This is a genomic window from Geodermatophilus sp. SYSU D00779, from assembly GCF_054050595.1.
Map to the genome: position 1 here is coordinate 72,486 of NZ_JBJGZQ010000014.1, position 23,406 is coordinate 95,891.

A 23,406-nucleotide genomic window follows, 5' to 3' on the forward strand; every position below is an offset into this window, starting at 1 on the left:
GTCCACCCCGCTCACCGGGCAGCGCGGAAGTCCGGCCGTCGCTTCTCGACGAAGGCCCGCACGCCCTCGCGCCCCTCCGGGTCGCCCGCCGACTCCGCGATCAGCCGCGCCTCGTCGTCCAGGTGCTCGTCGAGCGTGCGGACGGCGGCGCCGCGGACGAGCGCGCGGGTGCGCACCATCGCCCGCACCGGCCCGGCCGCCAGCGCGTGCGCGAGCTCGGTGGCGGCCGCGCGCAGCCCGTCGTCCGGCACCACGCGGGCGACCAGGCCGCAGGCGTGGGCCTCCGCGGCGTCGAGCGTGCCGTTGGTCAGCACGAGGTCCAGGGCGCGGGCCGGGCCGAGGGCGTGCGCCAGGGTCCAGGAGGTGCCGCCGTCGGGGGAGAAGCCGATGGCGGCGTAGGCGGGCCGGATCCGGGTCGAGCGGGCGCAGACGACGACGTCGCAGGCACCCATCAGCCCGACCCCCGCCCCGGCGACCGCGCCGTGCACGCCGGCGACCACCGGTACGGGGGTGGCCAGCAGCGTCCGCACCACCTCGTGCCAGTCGGTGGCCAGCCGGCCCACGGAGGCACCCGGGTCGTCGGCCGCCGCGAAGCCGCGGACGTCGCCGCCGACGCAGAAGCGCTCGCCCTCGGCCAGCAGCAGCACCGCCCGGGTCTGCGGCGGTCGGGTGCGCAGCGCCTCGCCGAGCGCCGCGGCCATCGCCGGGTCGACGGCGTTGCCGGTGCCCGGGGAGTCGAGGGTGACCCGCCAGACGTCGCCGTCCACCTCGGTGCGCACCCGCTGCGTGTCGCCCATCGCCGTCCCCTCGGAGTCGCCAGGTGTCCGGCGTCACCGTACGGAGGGGGAGGGGTCAGGCGCGGGCGCGCAGCTCGCTGCCGACCGCGTCGGGGGCGCCACCGGACTCGTCGGCGACCTCCCCGGCGACGTCGGGCTCGCCGTGCAGGCCGGCGTCCGCCGCGGCCGGCATCGACCGGCCGGTCAGAACCATGACGGGAACCACATCCGGTCGAGCCACTCCGCCTGCGTCAGCGGCTCCCCGGTGAGGACGGGCAGGAAGAAGACGAAGGTCGCCGCCACCACGCCGACGTAGAGCGCGACCACGCCCAGGCCGATCTGCCTGCGCGGCCGCGAGGTGCCGGGGCGGCCCAGCACGTCCTGCAGCGCCAGGACGACGGCCAGCACGAAGAACGGCAGCACGGGTGCGGTGTAGAAGGCGAACATCGTGCGCTCGGGGTTGAGGAACCAGGTGCCCCAGCCCGCCGCGACCGCGACGGCGACCACCAGCGCGGCGGGGTCCCGGCGGGCGACCAGGCGCCAGGCCACCCACACCAGCGCCGGCGCGAAGGCGAACCAGAGGGTCGGCGTCCCGACCATGAGGATGTAGCGGACGACCGGGTCGCCGGCCGAGTCGGTGAGGCCCTGCGGGTTCCACAGCAGGATCGGCCGGCCGTTGACCAGCCAGCTCCACGGCCCGGACTCCCACGGGTGCGGGGTGGACAGGCCGTTGTGGAAGGCCAGCCACTCGGCGTGCTGGTGCCACAGCGAGCGCAGCGCGTCGGGGACCCACGGGAACGCCGTCTCCGGGTGCTGCTGCGCCCACGCCTTGCCCTGCGAGGTCTCGCCGAGGAACCAGCCGGTGAAGCTGGCGAGGTAGGTCAGCACCGGGACGGCGGCCAGCGCCCACAACGCCCCCGGCAGGCCGCGGCGCGCGGCGGTGCGGGTCGGGCGGGGGACGCCGGCCTCACGCCAGGCGGCGCGGTCCCAGAACAGGCTCAGCACCGCGAAGGCGGCCAGGAAGTACACCCCGCTCCACTTGACCGCGCAGGCGCACCCGAACAGGAACCCGGCGGCCAGCCGCCACCCGCGCGGGCCGAGCCGGAAGCCGCTGGTGGTGGCCGGGTGCGCCCGGGTGCGCGCGCGCACCGTGTCCCGGTCGACCACCAGGCAGGCCACCGCCGAGACGACGAAGACCTGCAGGAAGACGTCGAGCAGGCCGATCCGGGAGAGCGTGAAGGCCAGGCCGTCGAGCGCCAGCAGCAGGCCGGCGACCAGGCCGAGCAGCGTCGAGCCGGTCAGCCGCCGGGTCAGCCGGGTGAGGACGACGACGGCGATGCTCCCGGCGACCGCGGAGGGGAACCGCCAGCCGAAGGAGTCGTAGCCGAACAGCCCGATGCCGCCGGCGATGAGCCACTTGCCCAGCGGCGGGTGGACGATGAACGTGTAGCCGCGGTTGTACTCGTGCCCCCACTCGAGGAGCTCGCGGGCCTCCGGCGGGTAGTACGCCTCGTCGAAGAGCAGGTCGCCCGGGTAGCCGATGTCCCACAGCCGGATCCCGAGGGCGAACAGACCCAGCAGCGCGGTGAGCACCCACGCGAGGACGCGGTCCGACGGCAGCGGTGGGGTCGTGTCGCGGCGCGGCCGGGGGAGCGGACGGCGACGCGTCCGGGCCGGGCGGAGCTCGCCGGGCCCCCGGTCCGTGCGATCGGGAGCCAGCACCGCCATGCGGCCAGGGTAGTGAAGGGACCCGCCTGCCCCCCGGCGCTCGTAGCAGGACCCCGTCCTCCCCACCCTTCGCAGGCTCAGGGCGGTGCCCTGGACGGGGCCGGCGGGCCCCTGCGGGCGGACCCACGGCAATCGTCGTGACAGGCTCGTGGACATGGGACGGCTCGTGCTCGGTGGAGCGCCGCTGGGACAGCCCGGGGACGTCGGCCCGCGGCTGCGCACCGCGATGGCGACCGCGGACGTGCTCGCCGTCGAGGACACCCGCCGCCTGCACCGCCTGGCCGCCGACCTCGAGGTGCAGCTGTCGGGCCGGGTGGTGACCTTCCACGAGTCCGTCGAGCGCTCCCGGCTGCCGGGGCTGCTGGCCGCGCTGGCCGAGGGGCGCACCGTCCTGCTGCTCACCGACGCCGGGATGCCCTCGGTCTCCGACCCCGGCTACACGCTGGTGCGCGCCGCGATCGAGGCCGGCGTGGAGGTGACCTCGGTGCCCGGGCCCTCGGCGGTGACGACGGCGCTGGCGGTGTCGGGCCTGCCGGTCGACCGGTTCTGCTTCGAGGGATTCCTGCCGCGCAAGCCGGGGGAGCGGCGGTCGCGGCTGGCCGGCCTGGCCGACGAGCGCCGCACGATGGTGTTCTTCGAGTCGCCGCACCGGCTGGCCGACGCGCTCACCGACGCCGCGGCGGTGATGGGCGAGGGCCGGCCGGCCGCCGTCTGCCGGGAGCTGACCAAGACCCACGAGGAGGTCCGCCGGGGGCCGCTGGCCGAGCTGGCCTCGTGGGCGGCCGACGGCGTGCGCGGCGAGATCACCCTGGTCGTCGGTGGCGCACCCGCGGCCCCGGTGGCGCTGTCGCCGTCCGAGCTGGCCGCTCTCGTGGCCGACGAGGAGGCCGCGGGCGCCACCCGCAAGGACGCCATCCGCGCCGTCGTCGTCCGCACCGGGCTGCCCCGTCGCACCGTCTACGACGCCGTCGTCGCCGCCAAGTCCGACTAGCTCGCTCCGGTGTGCACGTCCGGTGGTCTCGCGCCAGCCGGAGACCACCATCGGTGCACAGCGGCGCAGCTGTGGACGGCGACCCAGGGGTCGGGGGACGGTTGCGGCACGGTGCGCCGGTGCCCGTTCCGCCCACCGTGCCCGACGTCCTCCGGAGCCGGGTCTTCCACGCCTCGGTGGTCATCGAGCAGGGCCTGCTCACCCGCAACCAGCTGAGGGGCCCGACCTGGCGGAGGGTGTGGCCGGACCTCTACGCGCACCGCGACGTCGAGGTCACGCACACGCTCCGAGCTCGTACCGCGGCGACGCTCCTCGTGCCCGGGTCCGTCGTCACGGGGTGCAGCGCAGCGGTGTTGTGGGGCGTCGACCTGGCCGACGCCGCGGCCGGCGTCGAGCTGACCGTCCCGCCCGGCCACCACCCGGTGCGGATCCCGGGGCTGCGCGTGCGCCGGAGCCGGCTGCCCGACGGACGGGTGTGCCGTCGGCGCGGCGTGGCCGTGACGACGCCGGAGGCGACGGCGGTCCGCATCGCTGCTGCTCTGCCAGGCGACGACGCCGTCGTGGCGGTCGACCGACTGGTCCCATCAGGGGTCGTCGACCTGGGGCCGCTGCGTGGCCTCGCCGCGACGGCCCGCGGTCCGGGCGCGGCGCGGGCGCGGGAGGTCTGCCGGCTGGCCGACGGTCTGGCCGAGTCGCCGCCGGAGACGCGGCTGCGACTGCTGATCACGCGGGCCGGACTGCCGGCGCCGGTGGCCCAGCACGTCGTCCGGGACGCCCGCGGCTTCGTGGCGCGGGTCGACTTCGCCTGGCCCGAGCACTGCGTCGCCGTCGAGTACGACGGTGCCTGGCCCGCGGAGCCGGGGCAGTTCGCGCGCGACCGGCAGCGGCTGAACCGGTTGCAGGCGGCCGGCTGGCGGGTGGTGTTCGTGACCGCCGCCGACCTGCACCGGCCCGACGAGCTGGTGAGGCGCATCGCTGCGGCCCTGGCGATCGTGCGCTGAGTGTGGTCTCCGGTCAGCGGGAGACCACACGCAGCGCACACCGCAGCCGGCCTCACAGCCAGCCGTTGCGCTTGAAGCCGCGGTAGAGCAGCAGGCAGGTGCCGATGATCACCACCAGCACCAGCGGGTAGCCGTAGCGCCAGTGCAGCTCGGGCATGTGCTCGAAGTTCATCCCGTAGATGCCCGCGATCGCGGTGGGGACGGCGATGATGCCGGCCCACGCGCTGATCTTGCGCATGTCCTCGTTGTCGGCCATCGAGGTCCGGGCCAGCGACGCCTGCAGGATCGAGGTGAGCAGCTCGTCGAGGGCGGCCACCTGGTCGCGCACCCGGATGGCGTGGTCCTCGACGTCGCGGAAGTAGGACCGCATCGCCGCCGGGACGACGTCGATCTGCTTCTCGGCCAGCTTCTCCAGCGGCACCTCCAGCGGGGAGACCGCCCGGCGCAGCGACAGCAGCTCCCGCTTGAGCTGGTAGAGCCGGCCGATGTCGTCGGTGCGCTCCGGGCTGAACACCGAGGCCTCGAGCTCCTCGACGTCCTCCTCGACCGCGGTGGCGACGTCGACGAAGGCGTCGACCACGCTGTCGGCGACCGCGTAGAGCACCGACGCGGGGCCGTGGCACAGCAGGTCCGGCTGCGACTCCAGGCCGCGGCGCAGGTCGGCCAGGCCGCCGTGCTCGCCGTGCCGCACGGTGATCACGTAGTGCGGCCCGACGAACACCATGACCTCGCCGGTGTCGACGACCTCGCTGGTCGCGGTCAGCTGGTCGTGCTCCACGTACCGGGCGGTGGTCAGCACCATGAACAGGACGTCGTCGTAGCGCTCCAGCTTGGGCCGCTGGTGGGCGTAGACGGCGTCCTCCACGGCCAGCGGGTGCAGCCGGTAGTGCTCGGCGATCTCGCCCAGCTCCCGCTCGGTCGGCGCGTAGAGGCCGAGCCAGACGAAGCCCCCCTCGTCCACGGCCACCCGCAGCGCCTCGTGCGGCTCGACCGGGGGCTCCCGGCGTCCGCCGACGTAGACGGCGCAGTCGACGACCGGGCCGACGCCAGCCGGCCGGGACGGCGTCGTGCGCGGCCGGCCCTCCGGCCGCGGGCGGGTCGACGGGGGCTCCGTCGGCAGCTCGCGGGGCGCTCCGCGGGGGACCTCCGTGCCGGGCATCCGCACTCCCTTCCGAGCGGGTCGACGGCACAGCGTAGGCATGCGGGCCGGCGGCACCCGTGCCACGCTCGCTGGGTCCGGATCTGCCGAGAGGTGGGGGCGTCGTGGCCGTGAACACCCGTCGGGTGAAGTCCGTCGAGGACTCCATCCGGGACACCGACGAGCCGGAGCACCGGCTCAAGAAGAACCTGTCGGGCCTGGACCTCACGGTCTTCGGCGTCGGCGTGATCATCGGCACCGGCATCTTCGTGCTCACGGGCATCGTCGCCCGCGACCAGGCCGGCCCCGCCGTGGCGATCTCGTTCGTCATCGCCGGCGTGGTGTGCGGGCTGGCGGCGATCTGCTACGCCGAGTTCGCCTCGACGGTGCCGGTCGCCGGGTCGGCGTACACGTTCTCCTATGCCACCTTCGGCGAGTTCATCGCCTGGATCATCGGCTGGGACCTCGTCCTGGAGCTGGCCCTGGGCGCGGCCACGGTGGCGGTCGGCTGGTCGGGATACCTCAACCAGCTGCTCGACGACATCGGCACGCCGCTGCCGACGTCGATCGCGGGGGAGACGGCGACGGTCAACATCCCGGCGATCGTCATCGCCCTGGTGATGACCGGCGTCCTGATCCTCGGGATCAAGCTCTCCTCTCGCGTCACCGCCATCATCGTGGCGATCAAGCTGGTCGTCGTCCTGCTGGTGATCGTGGTCGGGTTCTTCTACACGAAGGCCGCGAACTACACGCCGTTCGTCCCGCCCGCGCAGCCCGCGGCCGCAGGGGAGGAGGGCTGGCTGCACACGCCGCTCATCTCGGTGCTCACCGGGTTCAGCCCCGGCACGTTCGGCTGGGGCGGCGTGCTCGCCGGCGCCGCGATCGTGTTCTTCGCGTTCATCGGCTTCGACATCGTGGCCACCGCGGCGGAGGAGACGCGGAACCCCAAGCGGGACATGCCGCGCGGGATCATCGGCTCGCTGGCGATCTGCACCCTGCTCTACGTGGCGGTCTCGCTGGTGGTCGTGGGGATGCAGAACTACACCGAGCTGAGCGCGACCGCGCCGCTCGCGGGGGCGTTCTCGGCCAACGGGATGCCGATCTTCTCGAGCATCATCTCGCTGGGCGCGCTGGCCGGGCTCACCTCGGTGGTCATGATCCTGATGCTCGGCCAGTCGCGGGTGCTGTTCGCGATGAGCCGCGACCACCTGCTCCCGCCCGGCCTGGCGAAGGTGCACCCGCGGTACGGCACGCCGTACCGCATCACGATCGCCACCGGTGTGGTGGTCGCGCTGCTCGCCGGGTTCGTCCCGCTCACCGCGCTCGCGGAGCTGGTGAACATCGGCACCCTGTTCGCCTTCTTCCTCGTCTCGATCGGGGTCTGGGTGCTGCGGCGCACCCGGCCGGACCTGCACCGCACGTTCCGCGTGCCCCTCGTCCCGGTGCTGCCGATCGTCTCGGCGCTGGCCTCGCTGTGGCTCATGTCGAACCTGCCCACGGACACCTGGCTGCGCTTCCTCGTCTGGATGGCGCTCGGCATCGGGATGTACTACGTCTACGGCCGCCGCCGCAGCCGGATGGCCACCGGGGAACGGCTGTCGGCCGCCGAGAACATCGCCCGCCACTGACTCCCCCGGAGGGGTGAGGCCGCCGGCCCGGCGCCTCCAGCCGACCGCTCCGGGCGCCGACCCGACCGGTGACCGACGTCCCCGGCCAGGGAGAGCACACCCGTGGCGAGCACCGTCCTCGACGCTGGCGAGAGCCTGCGCGCGCCGTCGTCCCCCGACCGGCGTCGGCCGCCGGCCGCCGTGCTGACGGCCGCCGCCGTCGGCGTGGCGGAGGCGGTCGCGCTGCTGGCGGGCGGGCTGACCGGGCTGGACGGCCTGCTGCTGTCCCCGCTGCGGCCGGCGGGCCCGGTGGTGGCGGTCGTGCTGCTGCTCCTCGCCGGGTGGGTGGTGCTGTGCGCCGGCGGGGGGATGCTGCTGCTCGACCGCTCCGGACGGCGGGTCCACACCGCCGTCGCCACCGCCGAGATCGCGCTCGCCGGCGGGTTCACGGCGCTGGCCCTGACCACCCCGCTGTTCGATCCGCTGCCGGTGACCCTGCCGCTGCCGGCGCTGGCGCTGCTGTCCCTGGGCCTGCCGGTCGGCAAGCTGCTGCTCGCCGGCGCCCCCTCGGTCGCGGCCTGGCTCGCGGAGGGCCCGCGCACCCCGTCCTCCCGCCCCGAGCCGGCCGCCGCCGGCCCGCGGACCCGGGTGGCCACCCTCGCCGTCATCGGCCTGGCACTGGTCGCCGTCGCGCTCACCACCCCGGTGCCCACAGCCGCTCCCGACGCCCCGGCGACCGCGGGCACCAGCCAGCACTGAACCGGGTGGACGCCGCCGCCTAGGCTCGTGCCGTGAGTGATCGGCACATCCTGACCGCCGTGGCCTGGCCCTACGCCAACGGCCCGCGGCACATCGGCCACGTCTCCGGCTTCGGCGTCCCCTCGGACGTCTTCAGCCGCTACCACCGCATGGTGGGCGACCGGGTGCTGATGGTCAGCGGCACCGACGAGCACGGGACGCCGATCACCGTCGCCGCCGACGCCGAGGGCGTGACCCCGCGGGAGATCGCCGACCGCAACAACCGGGTCATCGTCGGCGACCTGCAGTCGCTCGGGCTGTCCTACGACCTGTTCACGCGGACGACGACGGTCAACCACGCGCAGATCGCGCAGGAGATCTTCCTCGGGCTGCTGAAGAACGGGTACGTCTTCCCGAAGACGACGCTCGGCGCGATCAGCCCGTCGACGGGGCGCACCCTGCCCGACCGCTACATCGAGGGCACCTGCCCGATCTGCGGCTACGACGGCGCCCGCGGCGACCAGTGCGACAACTGCGGCAACCAGCTCGACCCGGTGGACCTGATCAACCCGAAGAGCCGGATCAACGGCGAGACGCCGAAGTTCGTCGAGGAGGAGCACTACTTCCTCGACCTGCCGGCCTTCACCCGCTCCCTCGGCGACTGGCTGGACTCGCGGCGCGGGTGGCGGCCCAACGTCCTGAACTTCGCGAAGAACCTGCTCACCGACCTCAAGCCGCGCAGCTACACCCGCGACATCGACTGGGGTGTCCCGGTGCCGCTCGAGGGCTGGCGCGACCGCCCCGACAAGCGCATCTACGTGTGGTTCGACGCCGTCGTCGGCTACCTGTCGGCGTCGATCGAGTGGGCCCGCCGCTCCGGGGACGACGACGCCTGGCGCCAGTGGTGGCAGACGCCGGACGCGTCCGCCTACTACTTCATGGGCAAGGACAACATCGTCTTCCACGCCGAGATCTGGCCCGCCCAGCTGCTCGGCTACGACGGCGAGGGCGACAAGGGCGGGACGCCGGGGTCGCTGGGCCGGCTCAACCTGCCGACCGAGGTGGTCTCCAGCGAGTTCCTGACCATGGAGGGGCGCAAGTTCTCCTCCTCCCGCCAGGTGGTCATCTACGTGCGCGACTTCCTGGCCCGCTACGACGCCGACGCGCTGCGCTACTTCATCGCCGCGGCCGGGCCGGAGAGCCAGGACACCGACTTCACCTGGGCGGAGTTCCTGCGGCGCAACAACGACGAGCTGGTCGCCGGCTGGGGGAACCTGGTCAACCGCACGGTGTCGATGGCGGCGAAGAACGTCGGTGCCGTCCCGACGCCCGGCGAGCTGACCGACGCCGACCGCGCGCTGCTCGCGAGCACGGGGGGCGCCTTCGGGCCGGTCGGGGAGCTGCTGTCCCGCAACCGGCAGAAGGCCGCGGCCGCGGAGGCGATGCGGGTGGTCGGCGAGGCGAACAAGTACCTGTCCGACCAGGCGCCGTGGAAGCTCAAGGAGGACCCGGCCCGCCGGGACACCGTGCTGCACACCGCGCTGCAGGCGGTCAGCGACTGCAACGCGCTGCTCACCCCGTTCCTCCCGCACTCGGCGCAGAAGGTGCACGAGCTGCTCGGCGGCACCGGCGTGTGGTCGCCGGCGCCGCGGGTCGAGGAGGTCACCGACCTCGACGACGGCTCGCCGTACCCGATCATCACCGGTGACTACGACGAGGGGCAGGCGGTCTGGGCCTCCCGGCCGCTGCCGCCGGGGACGCCGCTGTCGCCGCCCACCCCGGTCTTCCGGAAGCTCGACGAGTCGATCGTCGAGGAGGAGCTGGCCCGGCTCGAGGGCGGCCAGTGACGGCCGTCCCCGCGGGGATCGTCGTCACGGGGAGTGGGGAGTGAGTCGCTCGGCAGCGTCGCGGGCCAACCGGCGGGGGGAGAAGCCGCCGTCTCCGGAGCCGTTGCCGGCGCCGGCGGTCGACAGCCACACCCACCTCGACATCGTGCTGAGCGGCTTCCGCCCCGAGGACGGGCAGCCGCCGGCGCACGAGGACGTCGACGCCGAGATCGCGGAGGCCGCGGCCGTCGGCGTCCCGCGGCTGGTGCAGGTGGGAGTCGACGTGCCGTCGTCGCAGTGGTCGGCCGAGCTCGCCGCCCGGCACCCCCACGTGCTGGCCGCCGTGGCGCTGCACCCCAACGAGGCGGGCGAGGGCGCGGCGACCGACGACGCGCTGGCCGAGATCGACCGGCTGGCGGCGCTGCCGCGGGTACGTGCGGTGGGGGAGACCGGGCTGGACCGCTACCGCACCGGGCCCGACGGCTGGGCGGCGCAGGAGGCGTCCTTCCGGGCGCACATCCGGATCGCCAAGCAGCGCGGGGTCGCGCTGGTCATCCACGACCGCGACGCGCACGAGGAGATCCTGCGGGTGCTCGAGGACGAGGGCGCCCCCGAGCACACCGTGTTCCACTGCTTCTCCGGTGACGCGTCCTTCGCCCGGGCCTGCGTCGAGCGGGGCTTCGTGCTGTCGTTCGCGGGCACGCTGACCTTCGGCAACGCCGGCTACCTGCGGGAGGCTGCGGCGCTCACGCCGGTCGAGCAGCTGCTGGTGGAGACCGACTCGCCGTTCCTCACGCCGATGCCGTTCCGCGGCCGGCCCAACGCCTCCCGGCTGGTGCCGCACACGGTGCGCGCGCTGGCCGAGGTCACCGGCGTCGAGCTCGAGGAGCTCTGCGCCCACCTCACCGCCACCGCCGAGCGCGTCTTCGGCAGCTGGTAGCAGCAGGACCCCGCTGCCCCCCACGCCTCGTCGGAGGACCCCGTCCTCCCCACCAGCCGCGAACTCGCGGCGGGACCCGGGACGAGGCCCGCGGGACCCTGCAGCGGGGCCGGCGGTGGCCCGGGTCGCAGTGTCATGACGGCGACACGTCACGTGGCGCACATCGGGGGGACACTGGCCCCGTGGGCCGCCTCATCGCCGTCGTGCTCTTCATCGCCGTGCTGGTGCCCGGTGTCCTGCTCGCCCGCGCCTGGGCCCTGGCCGCCGGCCGTCGGGCCGTCGCCGCCGCGGCGGTCGGGTTCACCACGCCCACGCCCGAGGGGCTCGCCACCCTCGCCCGTCAGGCCCAGCACGGACGCCGGGTGCGCCGGCTCGGCTTCCTGCTCGGGCTGGTCGGCATCGGCGTCAGCATCGCGCTGTTCGCCGAGGCGTCGGTCTTCCTGTGGCTCCCGGCTCTCGTCCTGGGGCTGCTGCTGGGCGTCGTCCTCGCCGAGGCGACCCGCCCCCGGCCGCGCTGGCGGACCGGCTCCCCGCCCCGCCGCCCGCGCCAGTCCGAGCTGATCTCGATGGGGCTGCTCTGGTCGATGCGCGCGGTCATCGTCGCGGAACTGACGGCCGCCGTCCTCATGTGGCAGCGCGGCGAGCTGCCCGACAGCGTCGGCTGGGTCGCCGTCGTCGTCCCGCTGGTCGCCTGGGTGCTCGCCGAGGTGGCGCTGCTGCGGACGCAGGTGCGCCCGCTGCCCGCCGAGGGCGCCGACGTGCCGGTCGACGAGGCGCTGCGCACCTGGACGGCGCACCTGGTCACCGCGGCGGTCAGCGTGCTGGCACTGCTGCCGCTGGGTGCCCTGCTGCTGACCGCGGGCATCGACCTCGGCGACCGCGTGACCGCGGGCTTCGACCTCGTGCCCGTGGCGCTCGTCGCGGGGGGCTTCGCCGGGCTGGCCGCCGGCCTCGCCCTCGCCGTCTTCCTGGTCACCTGGCTCAAGCCGATCCGGATCGACGACCGCGCACTGACTGCGTGACCTGCCGGCCTCCGGCCGGCAGCGCGGCCAGGTGCCGTCCCGGCTCGCGCTGAGCCCCGCCCGGCGCTCGATCGCGGGAGCCTCCGGCCCCCCTCCTCGCGGCCATGAGGGCGCGGTCCTCCGGACCGCACCGCGGCCGCCGGCCGTCCCCCCATGCGTCGAGCGCACCCGGCCACTCGTCGTGCCGCGCCACCCGTGTCCGACCGGCAGGCCACGGCGAGTGCGACGGACTCGTGGTCGGCAGGACCCGATCGCCACGACTCCGTCGCACTCGGACCGCCGCCCGTCGGGGCGGGACCGGGTCCCCGCCGACGGGCCTTCACCGTGGGCTTGCTCACCCTGCTGACCTCACGCTGCGCAGCTGTCACACGCGTCCCACGCGGCGCGGCCGTCACGCACCGTGTCGGCGCGTCCCCGAGTCGACACATCGCCTCGCTGGTTCACTCGTCGCGCACCGTCGCCAGACAGATCGTGTCCGTTATCGTGTCGTGACCAGCCGGGGTGGGGACCGTCCCGGAGGGCACCACGACCGGGAGCTCCGTCTCCCGGTCGTCTGCCGTCCGAGCCGGGACGCGCTCGGTACCCGCCAGCCGGCGTGGTGCCCGCGCGCGCCTCCACCCGGGTCTCCCGAGCCCTGGAAGAGTCGTGCCCCGATCGCTGAAGTCCGTCCTCTTCGCCCTGGTCCTGCTGGGACTCGTGGGCGGTTCCGCGGCCTACGTCGCCGCGCAGAAGTCCGTGACGCTGACCGTGGACGGCCAGGCGCACCAGGTCCGCACCTACGCCGGCACCGTCGGTGACGTGCTCGAGGAGGAGGGGCTGCAGACGCAGTCGCACGACGTCGTCCTCCCGGACGCCGCCTCCGCCGTCGCCGACGGCGACACCGTGGTGATCAACCGCGCCCGCCCGCTCACCCTCACCGTGGACGGCGTGCAGAGCGAGGTCTACGTGACCGCGCTGTCGGTCGACGAGGCGCTGGCCCAGCTCGGCTACCGCGCCGAGGACCTGGTGGTCTCCGCCAGCCGCAGCGAGCGCCTCCCGCTCGACGGCATGGAGCTGTCGATCACCACGCCCAAGCCCGTGACCCTCGTCGCCGACGGCCAGGAGCGCGTCGTCACCACCACCGCGGCCACCGCCGGTGACCTGCTCGCCGAGCAGGGCATCGCGCTCGGCGCGACCGACCGCACCAGCATGTACCCGGACCAGGCGCTGCTGGCCCACATGCGGCTGCAGGTCTTCCGCGTGCAGGTCAGCGAGGTCGTCGTCCCCACGCCGATCGACTACCGGACCGTGGAGACCGAGGACCCCGACGCCTTCGAGGGCGACGAGACGGTCACGCAGGAGGGCGTCGAGGGCGAGCAGGTGACCACCTTCCGGGTCACCGTCACCGACGGCGTCGAGACCGGCCGCGAGCAGCTGGCCACGACGGTCACCCGCGAGCCGGTCGACGAGCTGGTCACCGTCGGCACCAAGGAGCGCCCGGTCTCCGCCGGCAACAAGCCCAGCGCCGACGGCCTGAACTGGGCCGCCCTGGCGGCGTGCGAGTCCGGCGGCCGGCCCAACGCGGTCAGCTCGAGCGGCACGTACCGCGGCATGTACCAGTTCTCGCAGAGCACGTGGAACGCTGTCGGCGGCAGCGGCGACCCGGCCGCTGCCTCGGCCGACGAGCAGACCTATCGTGCGCAGCTGCTCTACCAGCGCTCCGGCGCCGGCCAGTGGCCGCACTGCGGTCCGCGCCTCTTCTCCTGATCGGACCCTGTTGAGCTGAGCACTCCACCCGAGCAGACCGACGGGCTGCTGGGCCCGGCCGCCATCCGCGACCTGGCCCAGCAGCTCGACCTGCGTCCCACCAAGACCCTCGGGCAGAACTTCCTGCACGACGCCAACACCATCCGGCGGATCGTGCGCACCGCCGAGCTCACCCCGGAGGACGTCGTCCTCGAGGTCGGCCCGGGGCTGGGCTCGCTGACCCTCGGCCTGCTGCCGGTCGTCGCGCACGTCACCGCCGTCGAGATCGACCCCCGACTGGCCGCGCTGCTGCCGCGCACCGTGGCCGAGCGCGCCCCGGAGCCGGCCGACCGGCTCACCGTCGTCGAGGCCGACGCGCTGCGCATCCACGAGGTCCCGGGGCCCGCTCCGACGGCGCTGGTGGCCAACCTGCCGTACAACGTGGCGGTGCCCGTCCTGCTGCACCTGCTGGAGCTGCTGCCGACACTGCGGCGCGCGCTCGTCCTGGTCCAGGCCGAGGTCGCCGAGCGGCTCGCCGCGGCCCCCGGCTCGCCGGCCTACGGCGTGCCGTCGGTGAAGGCCGCCTGGTACGGCGACGTGCGGCGGGCCGGCAACGTCGGTCGGCGGGTCTTCTGGCCCGAGCCCAACGTCGACTCCGGCCTGGTCGCCCTGGACCGCCGTCCACCACCACCGGGGGACCGCGCGGCCACCTTCACCGTCGTCGACGCCGCCTTCGCCACCCGCCGCAAGGGACTGCGCGCGGCGCTGGCGCGCTGGGCCGGCAGCCCGGTGGCCGCCGAGGCCCGGCTGCGCGCTGCCGGCATCGACCCGACCGCCCGCGGCGAGCAGCTGTCGGTCGAGGACTTCGCCCGGCTGGCCGCGACGGAGGCCCCGGCATGAGCTGGTCCTCACCCGGTGGCCCCGGCCGACTGGCGGGGGACGGCGCCGTCGCCGCCCGCGCCCCCGCCAAGGTCAACGTGCACCTCGCGGTCGGGCCGCTGCGCTCCGACGGCTTCCACGAGCTGCGCACCGTCTACCTGGCCGTCTCGCTGTTCGACACGGTGACCGTGCGGCCCGGTGACGGGCTCTCCCTCACCGTCACCGGCGAGGGGACGACGGGCAGCGGTGCCGACGCCGTCCCGACCGACCGCCGCAACCTCGTCTGGCGGGCCGCCGAGCTGCTGGCCGAGCAGGCCGGGGTGCCCGCCGACGCCGCCATCACCATCGACAAGTCGATCCCGGCCGCCGCGGGACTGGCCGGCGGCAGCGCGGACGCCGCCGCGGCGCTGGTCGCCCTCGACGCGCTGTGGGGCACCCACGCCACCCGCGGCGAGCTGACCGCGCTGGCCGCGCGCCTCGGCAGCGACGTCCCGTTCAGCCTGCTCGGCGGGGTGGCCCTGGGCTCCGGTCGCGGCGAGCAGCTGTCGCCGGTGCTGGCCCGCCGCCGCTGGGACTGGGTGCTCGGCATCGCCGGGGAGGGGCTGTCCACGCCGGCGGTCTACGCCGAGCTGGACCGGCTGCGGGCCGCGGGCCGGGTGCCCGACGGCGAGGAGCTGTCCGCGCCCGACCCGGTGATCGCGGCGCTGCGCAGCGGGCCGGTCCCGGCGCTGGCCGCCGCGCTCGGCAACGACCTGCAGCCCCCGGCCCTCTCGCTGCGGCCGGACCTGCGGCGGGCGCTGCGTGCGGCGACCTCGGCCGGGGCCGTCGGCGCGCTGGTCAGCGGGTCGGGCCCGACGGTGGCCGCGCTCGCCGAGGACGAGGACTCCGCCGTCCGGCTGACCGCGGCGCTGGCCGGGGAGGGCGTCTACCGCACCGTCCGGGCCGTGCACGGACCGGTGCCCGGCGCGCGGCTGGTCGGCTGAGGGGAGACCCCGTCCTCCCCACCCTCCGCAGGCTCAGGGCGGTGCCCGGGACGGGGCCGCTGCTCACCCCCCACCGTCGGCGGACCCCGTCCTCCCCACTCCTCGCGAGCTCGGGGCGGGGCCGCGACGGGACCCGCCGGGACGGCGACCGGCCGGCGGCTGCAGGCGGGCCAGGCCGTTGTAGGCCAGGTCCACCAGGTGGGCGGCGACCTCCGCCTTGCTCGGCGAGCGGCGCTCCAGCCACCACTGCCCGACCAGGGCGACCATCCCGACCAGTGCCTGGCTGTAGAGCCCGGCCAGCGCCGGGTCGTGGCCGCGGGCGCCGAACTGCGCGCCGAGGACGTGCTCCACCCGCTGCGCGACCTCGACGAGCAGGGACGCGTAGCCGTCGGGCGGGCCGGCGACGGGGGAGTCGCGGGAGAGCACCCGGAAGCCGTCGGTGTCCTCCTCGATGTAGTCGAAAAGGACGAGCGCGGCGCGCTCCAGCAGCTCGCGCGGGGAGCCGCCGGCGGCCAGGGCGGAGGTGAAGCGGTCCAGCAGCCGCTGCATCTCCCGGTCGACGACGACGGTGTAGAGCCCCTCCTTGCCGCCGAAGTGCTCGTAGACCACCGGCTTGCTGACGTCGGCGCGCGCGGCGAGCTCCTCGATGGAGGTGCCGTCGTAGCCGCGCTGGGCGAAGACCTCCCGGCCGACGTCGAGCAGCTGCTGGCGCCGCTGCGCGCCGGTCATCCGCACCCGGGGCCGCGCCGCGCTGCCGGTCGTGGCGACCGTCGTCCCCCGGCCCCGTGCCGAGGCTCGCCCTGAGCCTGCGAAGGGTGAGGGGGACGGGGTGTCCTTCAGGACGCGGCCGTCGCAGGCAGGCGGCGCTTGGCCGCCAGCCGGACCGGGTCGGGCCACTTGACGCCGTGCGCCCAGCCCAGCTTCTCGAACACCCAGATGACCCGGGCGCTGATGTCGATCTGCCCGCGCAGCACGCCGTGCCGGGCGCAGGTCGGGTCGGCGTGGTGCAGGTTGTGCCAGGACTCCCCGGCGCTGAGGATCGCCAGCGGCCAGAAGTTGGTGGCGCGGTCCCGCGAGACGAACGGCCGGTTCCCCACCACGTGGCAGACCGAGTTGATCGACCAGGTCACGTGGTGCAGCAGCGCGACCCGCACCAGCCCGGCCCAGAAGAACGCCGTCCAGGCACCGGTCCAGCTCGCCGTTGCCAGGCCGCCGATGACGGCCGGCAACGCGAGGCTGAGGAACGCCCACACGACGAACAGCCGGCTGGTGCGGCGCAGGCCGGTGTCCTTGAGCAGGTCGGGGGCGTAGCGCTCGGCGCTGGTCTGGCGGCGGTCGAACAGCCAGCCCAGGTGGGCGTGCCACATGCCCTTGAGCAGCGCGCGGGCGTCGGTGCCGTAGCGCCACGGCGAGTGCGGGTCGCCCTCGCGGTCGGAGAAGGCGTGGTGCCGGCGGTGGTCGGCCACCCACTGCACGACCGGGCCCTGGATCGCCATGCAGCCGACGACGGCCAGCGCGATCCGCAGCGGGCGCGCGGCCTTGAACGAGCCGTGGGTGAAGTGCCGGTGGTAGCCGACGGTGATGCCCAGCAGCGTGAGGGAGTAGAAGCCGACGGCCAGGCCCACGTCGAGCCAGGACAGGCCCCAGCCCCACACGGCGGGCACGACGGCGGCGAGGGCGAGGAACGGCACGATGACGAAGACGTAGAGGGTGACCTGCTCCAGTGCCCCCTTCTCCTTGCCGAGGGCGTTCGCCGGGAGCCCGGCGTCGGGGACGGCGGGCCGGAGGACCGGGGCCGTGGGCCGGGTGCTGGCAGGAGCGGACAAGCGGCCTCCAGGTCGCGTCGTGCGGTCCGGCGAGGCCGCCGTACCGGTACGGGACCGTAAGCTACGTCACCGTAGGGAGCCCCGCCCGCCGGGCGCGGGGATCGGTGCCCGACGGGGTGGACGCCTAGGCTCTCGGAGGGCGCCGGTCCGGTGGCCGTGCCGCCCGCGATGGGGGATGGGGTAATCGGCAGCCCGCCGGCCTTTGGAGCCGGGAAGTCTCGGTTCGAGTCCGAGTCCCCCAGCAACGACAGACGCCCGAGGCCGAGGAGATCCGTGTCCGAACCGCTGCCGCCCGGTGCCGCTCCCGAGGGCGGGATCGCCGCCGTCGTCGTCCTCGCCGCCGGGCAGGGCACCCGGATGAGGTCGTCGACGCCCAAGGTGCTGCACGCCCTCGGCGGGCGCAGCATGCTGGGCCACGTCCTGGCCGCGACCGCGCCGCTGGCACCCCGGCACACCCTCGTGGTGGTCGGCGCCGGCCGGGAGGCCGTCGAGGAGCACCTGGCGCAGGTCGCCCCCGACGCCCGACCGGTCGTGCAGGAGGACCAGCGCGGGTCCGGGCACGCCGCGGCGGTGGCGCTGGCCGCCGTCCCCGACCTCCAGGGCCCCGTGCTGCTGGTCAACGGCGACGCCCCGCTGCTGCGCCCCGAGACCGTGACGGCGCTGGTCGACGCGCACCGCGCCGCCGGGAACGTGCTCACCGTGCTGACCGCCGAGGTCGACGACCCGACCGGCCTGGGCCGGATCGTGCGGGACGCCGACGGCGCGGTGCGGGCCATCGTCGAGCAGCGCGACGCCACCCCCGAGCAGCGCGCCATCCGCGAGGTCAACGCCGGCGTCTACGTCGGCGAGGCCGCCGCGCTGCGCCGGGCGCTGGGCTCCCTGGGCGAGGACAACGACCAGGGCGAGCAGTACCTCACCGACGTCCTCGGCCTGCTCGTCGCCGAGGGCGCCCCGGTCGGCGGTGCCCCCGCCGAGGACCCGGTCGACGTGCTCGGCTGCAACGACCGCCGCGAGCTCGCCGCCCGCCGGCGCACCCTCAACGACCGCGTGCTCGACGACCTGATGCGCGCCGGCGTCACCGTCGTGGACCCGGCCACCACCTGGGTCGACGTCACCGTCACCGTCGCGGCGGACGCGCTGCTCGAGCCCGGCGTCCAGCTCCGGGGGACGACGTCGGTCGCGACCGGCGCCGTCGTCGGACCGGACACCACCCTCGTCGACACCACCGTCGAGGAGGGCGCGAGCGTGGTGCGCTCGCACGTCCTCGGCGCGGTCGTCGGCCCCCGTGCCACCGTCGGCCCGTTCAGCTACCTGCGGCCGGGTACCCGGCTGGCCGCCGGCTCGAAGGTCGGCGCCTTCGTCGAGACCAAGAATGCGCAGGTCGGCGAGGGCTCCAAGGTGCCGCACCTCTCCTACGTCGGCGACGCGACGATCGGGCGGAGCGCCAACATCGGCGCGGCGACGGTCTTCGTGAACTACGACGGCGTCGAGAAGCACCACACGCACATCGGCGACCACGTGCGCATCGGCTCGGACACCATGCTCGTGGCCCCGGTCACCGTGGGGGACGGCGCCTACACCGCGGCCGGCTCGGTGATCACCACCGACGTCCCCCCGGGGGCGATGGGCGTCGCGCGGGCGCGCCAGCGCAATGTGGCAGGCTGGGTACGTCGGCGCCGTCCCGGGACGGCTGCCGCGCAGGCCGCCGAGGCGGCTGGGGATGCAGGGGCCGAGGCGGCGGCCGACACTCGCGCGCAGGCGTCCGAGTAGGTCCGCCGGGCGCCCGACCGACGCGACGAGCAGGGGTGGACGAGCCGATGAGCGCGATCCGGCAGACGACCAGCAAGAGCCTGATGCTCTTCTCCGGCCGGGCCTTCCCCGAGCTGACCGAGGAGATCGCCGGGCACCTCGGCGTGACGCCGACCCCCACCGCCGCCTACGAGTTCGCCAACGGTGAGTTGTTCGTCCGCTTCGAGGAGTCGGTGCGCGGCTCGGACGCCTTCATCGTCCAGAGCCACGCCGCACCCATCAACACCTGGCTCATGGAGCAGCTGCTCATGGTGGACGCCGCCAAGCGCGCGTCGGCCAAGCGGATCACCGTCGTCGTCCCGTTCTTCCCCTACGCCCGGCAGGACAAGAAGCACCGCGGCCGCGAGCCCATCTCCGCCCGTCTGGTCGCCGACATGTTCAAGACCGCCGGCGCCGACCGGCTGATGACCGTCGACCTGCACACCGCGCAGATCCAGGGCTTCTTCGACGGCCCGGTCGACCACCTCTTCGCCCTCGACCTGCTGGTCGAGCACGTCAAGGAGCGCTGGGGCGACCGCGACATCACCGTCGTGTCGCCGGACTCGGGGCGGGTGCGCGTCTCCGAGCGGTGGAGCGACAAGCTCGGCGGCGTCCCGCTGGCCTTCATCCACAAGACCCGCGACCCGATGAAGCCCAACGAGGTCGTCGCCAACCGCGTCGTCGGTGAGGTCGAGGGCCGGGTCTGCATCCTGGTCGACGACATGATCGACACCGGCGGCACGATCGTGAAGGCCGCCGAGACGCTGTTCGACGCCGGCGCCGCCGACGTCATCGTCTGCGCCACGCACGGCGTCCTCTCCGGCCCGGCGGTCGACCGGCTGAAGAACAGCCGCGTCAGCGAGGTCATCGTGACCAACACGCTGCCCATCGAGCCGGCCCGCCAGTTCGACAAGCTCACCGTCCTGTCCATCGCCCCGCTGCTGGCGCGGGCGATCAAGGAGGTCTTCGAGGACGGCTCGGTGACGAGCCTCTTCGGCGGCGCGAGCTGAGGGAGGACCTCCCTCCTCCCCGCCACTCGCAGGCTCGCGGCGGGTCCCAGGAGGGAGGCCGTTCGAGCACCTCACCGGGGAGCCCAGTGGGGCCGCCGAGCGCTGAGGTACCCTCGATGAGTTGCCCGGCGAGGGAGACGGTCCGCCGTACTCCGTGATCGACGTGCGTGTGCCCTCCAGGGGCGTGCCGCGCCGTGCGCCGGCCACCGACCCGGATCCACCTCCCGAGGAGCACACCACCGTGGCTGACTTCCGCCTCGTCGCCGAGGCCCGCACCGAGTTCGGCAAGGGCAGCGCCCGCCGCACCCGCCGGGCCGGCCGCATCCCCGCCGTCCTCTACGGGCACGGCCAGGACGTCGTGCACCTGTCGCTGCCGGCCCGCGAGTTCGCCGCGGCGCTGCGCAACGGCGGCTCCAACGTCCTGCTGACCGTCGTCCTCGACGGCCGGGAGGAGCTGGCGCTCACCAAGTCGGTGCAGCGCGACCCGCTGACCCGCGTCCACGAGCACGTCGACCTGCTGCTGGTCCGCCGCGGCGAGCGGACCACCGTCGACGTGCCGATCGTCATCGTCGGTGAGCCCGGCGTCGACGCGATTGCGAACCACCAGCTGAACACCGTCTCGATCGAGGCGGACGCCACGAACCTGCCCGAGACGATCGAGGTCGACGTCACCGGTCACACAGCGGGGCAGAACATCACCGCGGCCGACCTGGCGCTGCCCGCCGGCGCGACGCTGATCACCGACCCGGAGGCGCTCGTCATCGGCTTCCTGGGCGCCCCGACCGCCGAGGCCCTCGAGGCCGAGCTCGCCGAGGCCGAGGCCGAGGCCGGCATCGAGCGCGAGGACTCCGCCGAGGCCGCCGAGGGCGTCGGCCAGGGCGACGTCGTCGGCGAGCCGGTGGACCAGGGCAGTGGCGAGTCCATGGAGTCCGCCGAGAAGGGCTGAGAGTCCTGACCGAGAGCTCGACCCGCAGGGGCGCCGGCGATGCCGGCGCCCCTGCGGCCGTGTCCGAGGGGCCGTTCCTCGTCGTGGGGCTGGGCAACCCCGGCCCCTCCTACGCCGGCAACCGCCACAACGTCGGCGCGATGGTGCTCGACGAGCTGGCCGCCCGCGCCGGGGTGAAGCTGTCCCCCGGCAAGGGGAAGCGGGCGCGGACGCTGATCGGCGAGGGGCGGCTGGCCGGCCGCCGCGTCGTGCTGGCCCGGCCCACGTCCTACATGAACGAGTCCGGCGGCCCGGTCCGCGGCCTGCTCGACTACCACTCCATCCCGCCGACCGACCTCGTGGTGCTGCACGACGAGCTCGACATCCCCTTCTCCAGCGTGCGGCTCAAGCGCGGCGGTGGCGAGGGCGGCCACAACGGCCTGCGGTCGATCTCGCGCTCCACCGGCACGAAGGACTACCTCCGGGTGCGCGTCGGCATCGGCCGCCCGCCCGGCCGCCAGGACCCCGCCGACTTCGTGCTCAAGGACTTCTCCGCGACCGAGCGCAAGGAGCTCGACCTCCTGGTCGCCGAGGCCGCCGACGCGACCGAGGAGCTCCTCGCGCAGGGCCTCGAGGCGGCGCAGAACGTCGTCCACCCCCGCACCTGACCGGGCGGCCCCCGGGTGGGTGACCCACCGTCCCCAACGGGTGAACGGGTCCTCTCTGCATTGACCCGTCCGTGACGCGCTGTGATGGTCGATCCGACGTCGGGCGCCGTGCCCGGGCGAACTCCCTGCTCAGAGACGAGCAAGCGCCCACGCACGAGTGACGCCGACTACACGTTGTCACGCGTGTCCGGGGGGAACCGTGCTGCTCGACCAGTCCACCGTCCGACTAGGGACGGCGTCCCGTGCGCTCGCGGGACCGCCGTCCACCCTGCGCCGTGCCCGGCTGCGGCGTGGCGGCGCCGCCTGGGCCGGCCGGTACTCGCGCGCCCTCACCGTCTTCGAGGTCGTGGCCGCCGCGGTGGCCGCCTGGACCGTCCTCGGCGCCCACCCGGACGCCGCGCCGACGACCTCGCTGTTCTGGGCCAGCCTCGGCCTCGTCGTCGTCTGGCCGGTGCTGCTGCACGCCACCGGTGCCCACGCCGAACGGGTCTTCGGCACCGGCAGCGACGAGTACCGCGCCGTCGGGAGGGCCGGCTTCCTGCTGCTGGCCGTCGCCGGCTTCGTCTCCTACGCCGCCGACCTCGACCTCAGCCGGACCCTGGTCGTCGGCGCCGTCCCCGCGCTGACCCTGGGCACCCTGCTCGGCCGGTTCGCCGCCCGCTGCACGCTGCGCGGCCTGCGCGCGCAGGGCCGCTGCACCAAGCGGGTCGTCGTCGTGGGGCGCGGCACCGCCGCCCTCGAGCTGGTCGACCGGCTGCGCCGCGAGCGGTTCGCCGGACTGGAGGTCGTCGCCGCCTGCGTCACCCCCGACGACCGTGACCGGGTGGCCCGCGTCGCCGGCGTCCCGGTCGCCGGTCTGGACGACGTCCTGACGCTGGCCGGCTCCCTCGGCGCGGACACCATCGCCGTCACCTCCGCCAGCGAGACCGCCTCGCAGTACCTGCGCTCGCTGTCCTGGCAGCTGGAGGGCACCGGCATCGAGCTGCTCGTCGCGCCCGGCCTCATCGAGGTCGCCGGCCCGCGGCTGCACATCCGGCCGTTCGAGGGGCTGCCGCTGCTGTCGGTGGAGCAGCCGCGCTTCGAGGGCTGGCAGCGGGTGGTCAAGGGCGGCCTGGACCGCGCGGTCGCCGCTCTGGCGCTGGTGCTCCTCGCCCCGGCCCTGCTCGCGATCGCCCTCGCCGTCAAGCTGACCAGCCCCGGCCCGGTGCTCTACCGCCAGGAGCGGGTGGGCGTGAACGGGCAGGCCTTCACGATGCTGAAGTTCCGCAGCATGGTCGTCGACGCCGACCGCCAGGTCGACGCGCTCAAGGCGCAGAACATCTCCGACGGCCTGCTGTTCAAGATGCGCGTGGACCCGCGGGTCACCCCCGTCGGCCGGGTGCTGCGCCGGCTGTCGCTGGACGAGCTGCCGCAGCTGTTCAACGTCCTCGGCGGCTCCATGTCGCTGGTCGGCCCGCGCCCGCCGCTGCCCGGCGAGGTCGCCCGCTACGACACGTCGGTCAGCCGCCGGCTGCTGGTCAAGCCCGGGCTCACCGGGCTGTGGCAGATCTCCGGGCGCTCCGACCTGCCGTGGGAGGAGTCCGTGCGGCTGGACCTGCGCTACGTCGAGAACTGGTCGCTGGCGATGGACCTGCTGATCCTCGTCAAGACCGTGCGCGCCGTCGTCAGCAGCTCCGGGGCCTACTAGAAGGACCACCCTTCCCCCCACGCCTCGCAGGCTCGGCGCGGGCCCCTGCAGGGTGGCCGTTCCAGCACCTCACCGGGCTCGGTGCGGGCCCCTGCAGGGTGGCCGTTCCAGCACCTCACCGGGCTCGGTGCGGGCCCCTGCAGGGTGG

Annotated in this window: 21 protein-coding genes and 1 tRNA gene; 16 read left to right on the forward strand and 6 right to left on the reverse strand. The window is 74.8% G+C overall.

Annotated elements, in window-relative coordinates:
* Nucleotides 1-11: 11 nt before the first annotated feature.
* From ACI79G_RS13080 to ACI79G_RS13090, 3 genes are read right to left on the reverse strand one after another with little or no spacing between them, the layout of a single operon-like run.
* On the reverse strand, nucleotides 12-797 hold the full coding sequence (locus tag ACI79G_RS13080; protein WP_456881558.1) for an enoyl-CoA hydratase/isomerase family protein: 786 nt from the start codon (nucleotides 795-797) through the stop codon (nucleotides 12-14).
* A 55-nt stretch (nucleotides 798-852) separates the two neighbouring features.
* Nucleotides 853-990, reverse strand: a complete 138-nt coding sequence (locus ACI79G_RS13085) for a hypothetical protein (protein ID WP_456881559.1) — start codon at nucleotides 988-990, stop codon at nucleotides 853-855.
* On the reverse strand, nucleotides 981-2,504 hold the full coding sequence (locus ACI79G_RS13090; RefSeq protein WP_456881560.1) for a dolichyl-phosphate-mannose--protein mannosyltransferase: 1,524 nt from the start codon (nucleotides 2,502-2,504) through the stop codon (nucleotides 981-983). Before ACI79G_RS13090 ends, ACI79G_RS13085 begins: the two co-directional genes overlap by 10 nt.
* A gap of 154 nt (nucleotides 2,505-2,658) precedes the next feature.
* On the opposite strand from ACI79G_RS13090, the gene rsmI reads away from it, so the two are divergent.
* The gene (gene rsmI, locus ACI79G_RS13095; RefSeq protein WP_456881561.1) at nucleotides 2,659-3,495 is read left to right on the forward strand and encodes a 16S rRNA (cytidine(1402)-2'-O)-methyltransferase; all 837 of its coding nucleotides are present in this window, start codon (nucleotides 2,659-2,661) and stop codon (nucleotides 3,493-3,495) included.
* A 119-nt stretch (nucleotides 3,496-3,614) separates the two neighbouring features.
* Nucleotides 3,615-4,496, forward strand: a complete 882-nt coding sequence (locus tag ACI79G_RS13100; protein ID WP_456881562.1) for an endonuclease domain-containing protein — start codon at nucleotides 3,615-3,617, stop codon at nucleotides 4,494-4,496.
* 52 nt (nucleotides 4,497-4,548) lie between these two features.
* Here the strand turns inward: ACI79G_RS13100 and corA are convergent, their stop codons facing one another.
* Nucleotides 4,549-5,655 carry a magnesium/cobalt transporter CorA gene (gene corA, locus ACI79G_RS13105; RefSeq protein ID WP_456881563.1) on the reverse strand — a complete coding sequence of 369 codons (1,107 nt, stop codon included), beginning with the start codon at nucleotides 5,653-5,655 and terminating at the stop codon, nucleotides 4,549-4,551.
* Between the two features lie 104 nt (nucleotides 5,656-5,759).
* On the opposite strand from corA, the gene ACI79G_RS13110 reads away from it, so the two are divergent.
* The 8 genes from ACI79G_RS13110 to ACI79G_RS13145 all read left to right on the forward strand — a co-directional run bounded on the left by ACI79G_RS13110 (nucleotide 5,760) and on the right by ACI79G_RS13145 (nucleotide 15,354).
* On the forward strand, nucleotides 5,760-7,262 hold the full coding sequence (locus ACI79G_RS13110; RefSeq protein WP_456881564.1) for an amino acid permease: 1,503 nt from the start codon (nucleotides 5,760-5,762) through the stop codon (nucleotides 7,260-7,262).
* A 102-nt stretch (nucleotides 7,263-7,364) separates the two neighbouring features.
* Nucleotides 7,365-8,000: a hypothetical protein gene (locus ACI79G_RS13115; RefSeq protein ID WP_456881565.1), complete on the forward strand. Its 636-nt coding sequence runs from the start codon at nucleotides 7,365-7,367 to the stop codon at nucleotides 7,998-8,000.
* 32 nt (nucleotides 8,001-8,032) lie between these two features.
* Nucleotides 8,033-9,826 (forward strand): methionine--tRNA ligase, encoded by a 1,794-nt coding sequence (metG, locus tag ACI79G_RS13120; RefSeq protein WP_456881566.1) that lies wholly within the window; start codon nucleotides 8,033-8,035, stop codon nucleotides 9,824-9,826.
* Between the two features lie 40 nt (nucleotides 9,827-9,866).
* The gene (locus tag ACI79G_RS13125) at nucleotides 9,867-10,745 is read left to right on the forward strand and encodes a TatD family hydrolase (protein WP_456881567.1); all 879 of its coding nucleotides are present in this window, start codon (nucleotides 9,867-9,869) and stop codon (nucleotides 10,743-10,745) included.
* A gap of 182 nt (nucleotides 10,746-10,927) precedes the next feature.
* Nucleotides 10,928-11,767 (forward strand): hypothetical protein, encoded by an 840-nt coding sequence (locus ACI79G_RS13130; protein WP_456881568.1) that lies wholly within the window; start codon nucleotides 10,928-10,930, stop codon nucleotides 11,765-11,767.
* A 645-nt stretch (nucleotides 11,768-12,412) separates the two neighbouring features.
* Nucleotides 12,413-13,513 (forward strand): ubiquitin-like domain-containing protein, encoded by a 1,101-nt coding sequence (locus tag ACI79G_RS13135; RefSeq protein ID WP_456881569.1) that lies wholly within the window; start codon nucleotides 12,413-12,415, stop codon nucleotides 13,511-13,513.
* A 153-nt stretch (nucleotides 13,514-13,666) separates the two neighbouring features.
* A complete protein-coding gene (gene rsmA, locus ACI79G_RS13140; RefSeq protein ID WP_456881570.1) occupies nucleotides 13,667-14,392 on the forward strand; it encodes a 16S rRNA (adenine(1518)-N(6)/adenine(1519)-N(6))-dimethyltransferase RsmA in 726 nt (241 codons plus the stop codon).
* Nucleotides 14,389-15,354, forward strand: a complete 966-nt coding sequence (locus ACI79G_RS13145) for a 4-(cytidine 5'-diphospho)-2-C-methyl-D-erythritol kinase (RefSeq protein ID WP_456881571.1) — start codon at nucleotides 14,389-14,391, stop codon at nucleotides 15,352-15,354. The genes rsmA and ACI79G_RS13145 overlap by 4 nt, the downstream gene beginning before the upstream one ends.
* A gap of 63 nt (nucleotides 15,355-15,417) precedes the next feature.
* On the opposite strand, the gene ACI79G_RS13150 is transcribed toward ACI79G_RS13145, so the two are convergent.
* Both ACI79G_RS13150 and ACI79G_RS13155 read right to left on the reverse strand, forming a co-directional pair.
* Complete coding sequence (locus ACI79G_RS13150) at nucleotides 15,418-16,083, reverse strand: TetR family transcriptional regulator (RefSeq protein ID WP_456881572.1); 666 nt, start codon at nucleotides 16,081-16,083, stop codon at nucleotides 15,418-15,420.
* A gap of 107 nt (nucleotides 16,084-16,190) precedes the next feature.
* Complete coding sequence (locus ACI79G_RS13155; RefSeq protein WP_456881573.1) at nucleotides 16,191-17,180, reverse strand: acyl-CoA desaturase; 990 nt, start codon at nucleotides 17,178-17,180, stop codon at nucleotides 16,191-16,193.
* 169 nt (nucleotides 17,181-17,349) lie between these two features.
* Between ACI79G_RS13155 and ACI79G_RS13160 the strand changes: the two genes are divergently transcribed.
* The 6 genes from ACI79G_RS13160 (at nucleotide 17,350) to ACI79G_RS13185 (ending at nucleotide 23,258) form a co-directional block, all read left to right on the forward strand.
* Nucleotides 17,350-17,422 (forward strand) — tRNA-Gln (locus ACI79G_RS13160).
* A 31-nt stretch (nucleotides 17,423-17,453) separates the two neighbouring features.
* On the forward strand, nucleotides 17,454-18,950 hold the full coding sequence (gene glmU / locus ACI79G_RS13165) for a bifunctional UDP-N-acetylglucosamine diphosphorylase/glucosamine-1-phosphate N-acetyltransferase GlmU (RefSeq protein WP_456881574.1): 1,497 nt from the start codon (nucleotides 17,454-17,456) through the stop codon (nucleotides 18,948-18,950).
* Between the two features lie 47 nt (nucleotides 18,951-18,997).
* Nucleotides 18,998-19,978, forward strand: a complete 981-nt coding sequence (locus tag ACI79G_RS13170; RefSeq protein WP_456881575.1) for a ribose-phosphate diphosphokinase — start codon at nucleotides 18,998-19,000, stop codon at nucleotides 19,976-19,978.
* Nucleotides 19,979-20,219: 241 nt separating this feature from the next.
* Nucleotides 20,220-20,924, forward strand: coding sequence for a 50S ribosomal protein L25/general stress protein Ctc (locus ACI79G_RS13175; RefSeq protein ID WP_456881576.1), 705 nt, complete (start codon nucleotides 20,220-20,222; stop codon nucleotides 20,922-20,924).
* A 59-nt stretch (nucleotides 20,925-20,983) separates the two neighbouring features.
* Nucleotides 20,984-21,571 (forward strand): aminoacyl-tRNA hydrolase, encoded by a 588-nt coding sequence (pth, locus tag ACI79G_RS13180; RefSeq protein WP_456881577.1) that lies wholly within the window; start codon nucleotides 20,984-20,986, stop codon nucleotides 21,569-21,571.
* Nucleotides 21,572-21,770: 199 nt separating this feature from the next.
* On the forward strand, nucleotides 21,771-23,258 hold the full coding sequence (locus tag ACI79G_RS13185) for a sugar transferase (RefSeq protein ID WP_456881578.1): 1,488 nt from the start codon (nucleotides 21,771-21,773) through the stop codon (nucleotides 23,256-23,258).
* The last annotated feature ends 148 nt before the right edge of the window (nucleotides 23,259-23,406 follow it).

Coding starts and splice junctions, on each gene's coding strand:
- ACI79G_RS13090 (WP_456881560.1), bottom strand. CDS start 2,504: ATGGCGGTGCTGGCTCCCGATCGCACGGACCGGGGGCCCGGCGAGCTC.
- ACI79G_RS13085 (WP_456881559.1), bottom strand. CDS start 990: ATGGTTCTGACCGGCCGGTCGATGCCGGCCGCGGCGGACGCCGGCCTG.
- rsmI (WP_456881561.1), top strand. CDS start 2,659: ATGGGACGGCTCGTGCTCGGTGGAGCGCCGCTGGGACAGCCCGGGGAC.
- corA (WP_456881563.1), bottom strand. CDS start 5,655: ATGCCCGGCACGGAGGTCCCCCGCGGAGCGCCCCGCGAGCTGCCGACG.
- ACI79G_RS13150 (WP_456881572.1), bottom strand. CDS start 16,083: ATGACCGGCGCGCAGCGGCGCCAGCAGCTGCTCGACGTCGGCCGGGAG.
- ACI79G_RS13145 (WP_456881571.1), top strand. CDS start 14,389: ATGAGCTGGTCCTCACCCGGTGGCCCCGGCCGACTGGCGGGGGACGGC.
- ACI79G_RS13170 (WP_456881575.1), top strand. CDS start 18,998: ATGAGCGCGATCCGGCAGACGACCAGCAAGAGCCTGATGCTCTTCTCC.
- ACI79G_RS13080 (WP_456881558.1), bottom strand. CDS start 797: ATGGGCGACACGCAGCGGGTGCGCACCGAGGTGGACGGCGACGTCTGG.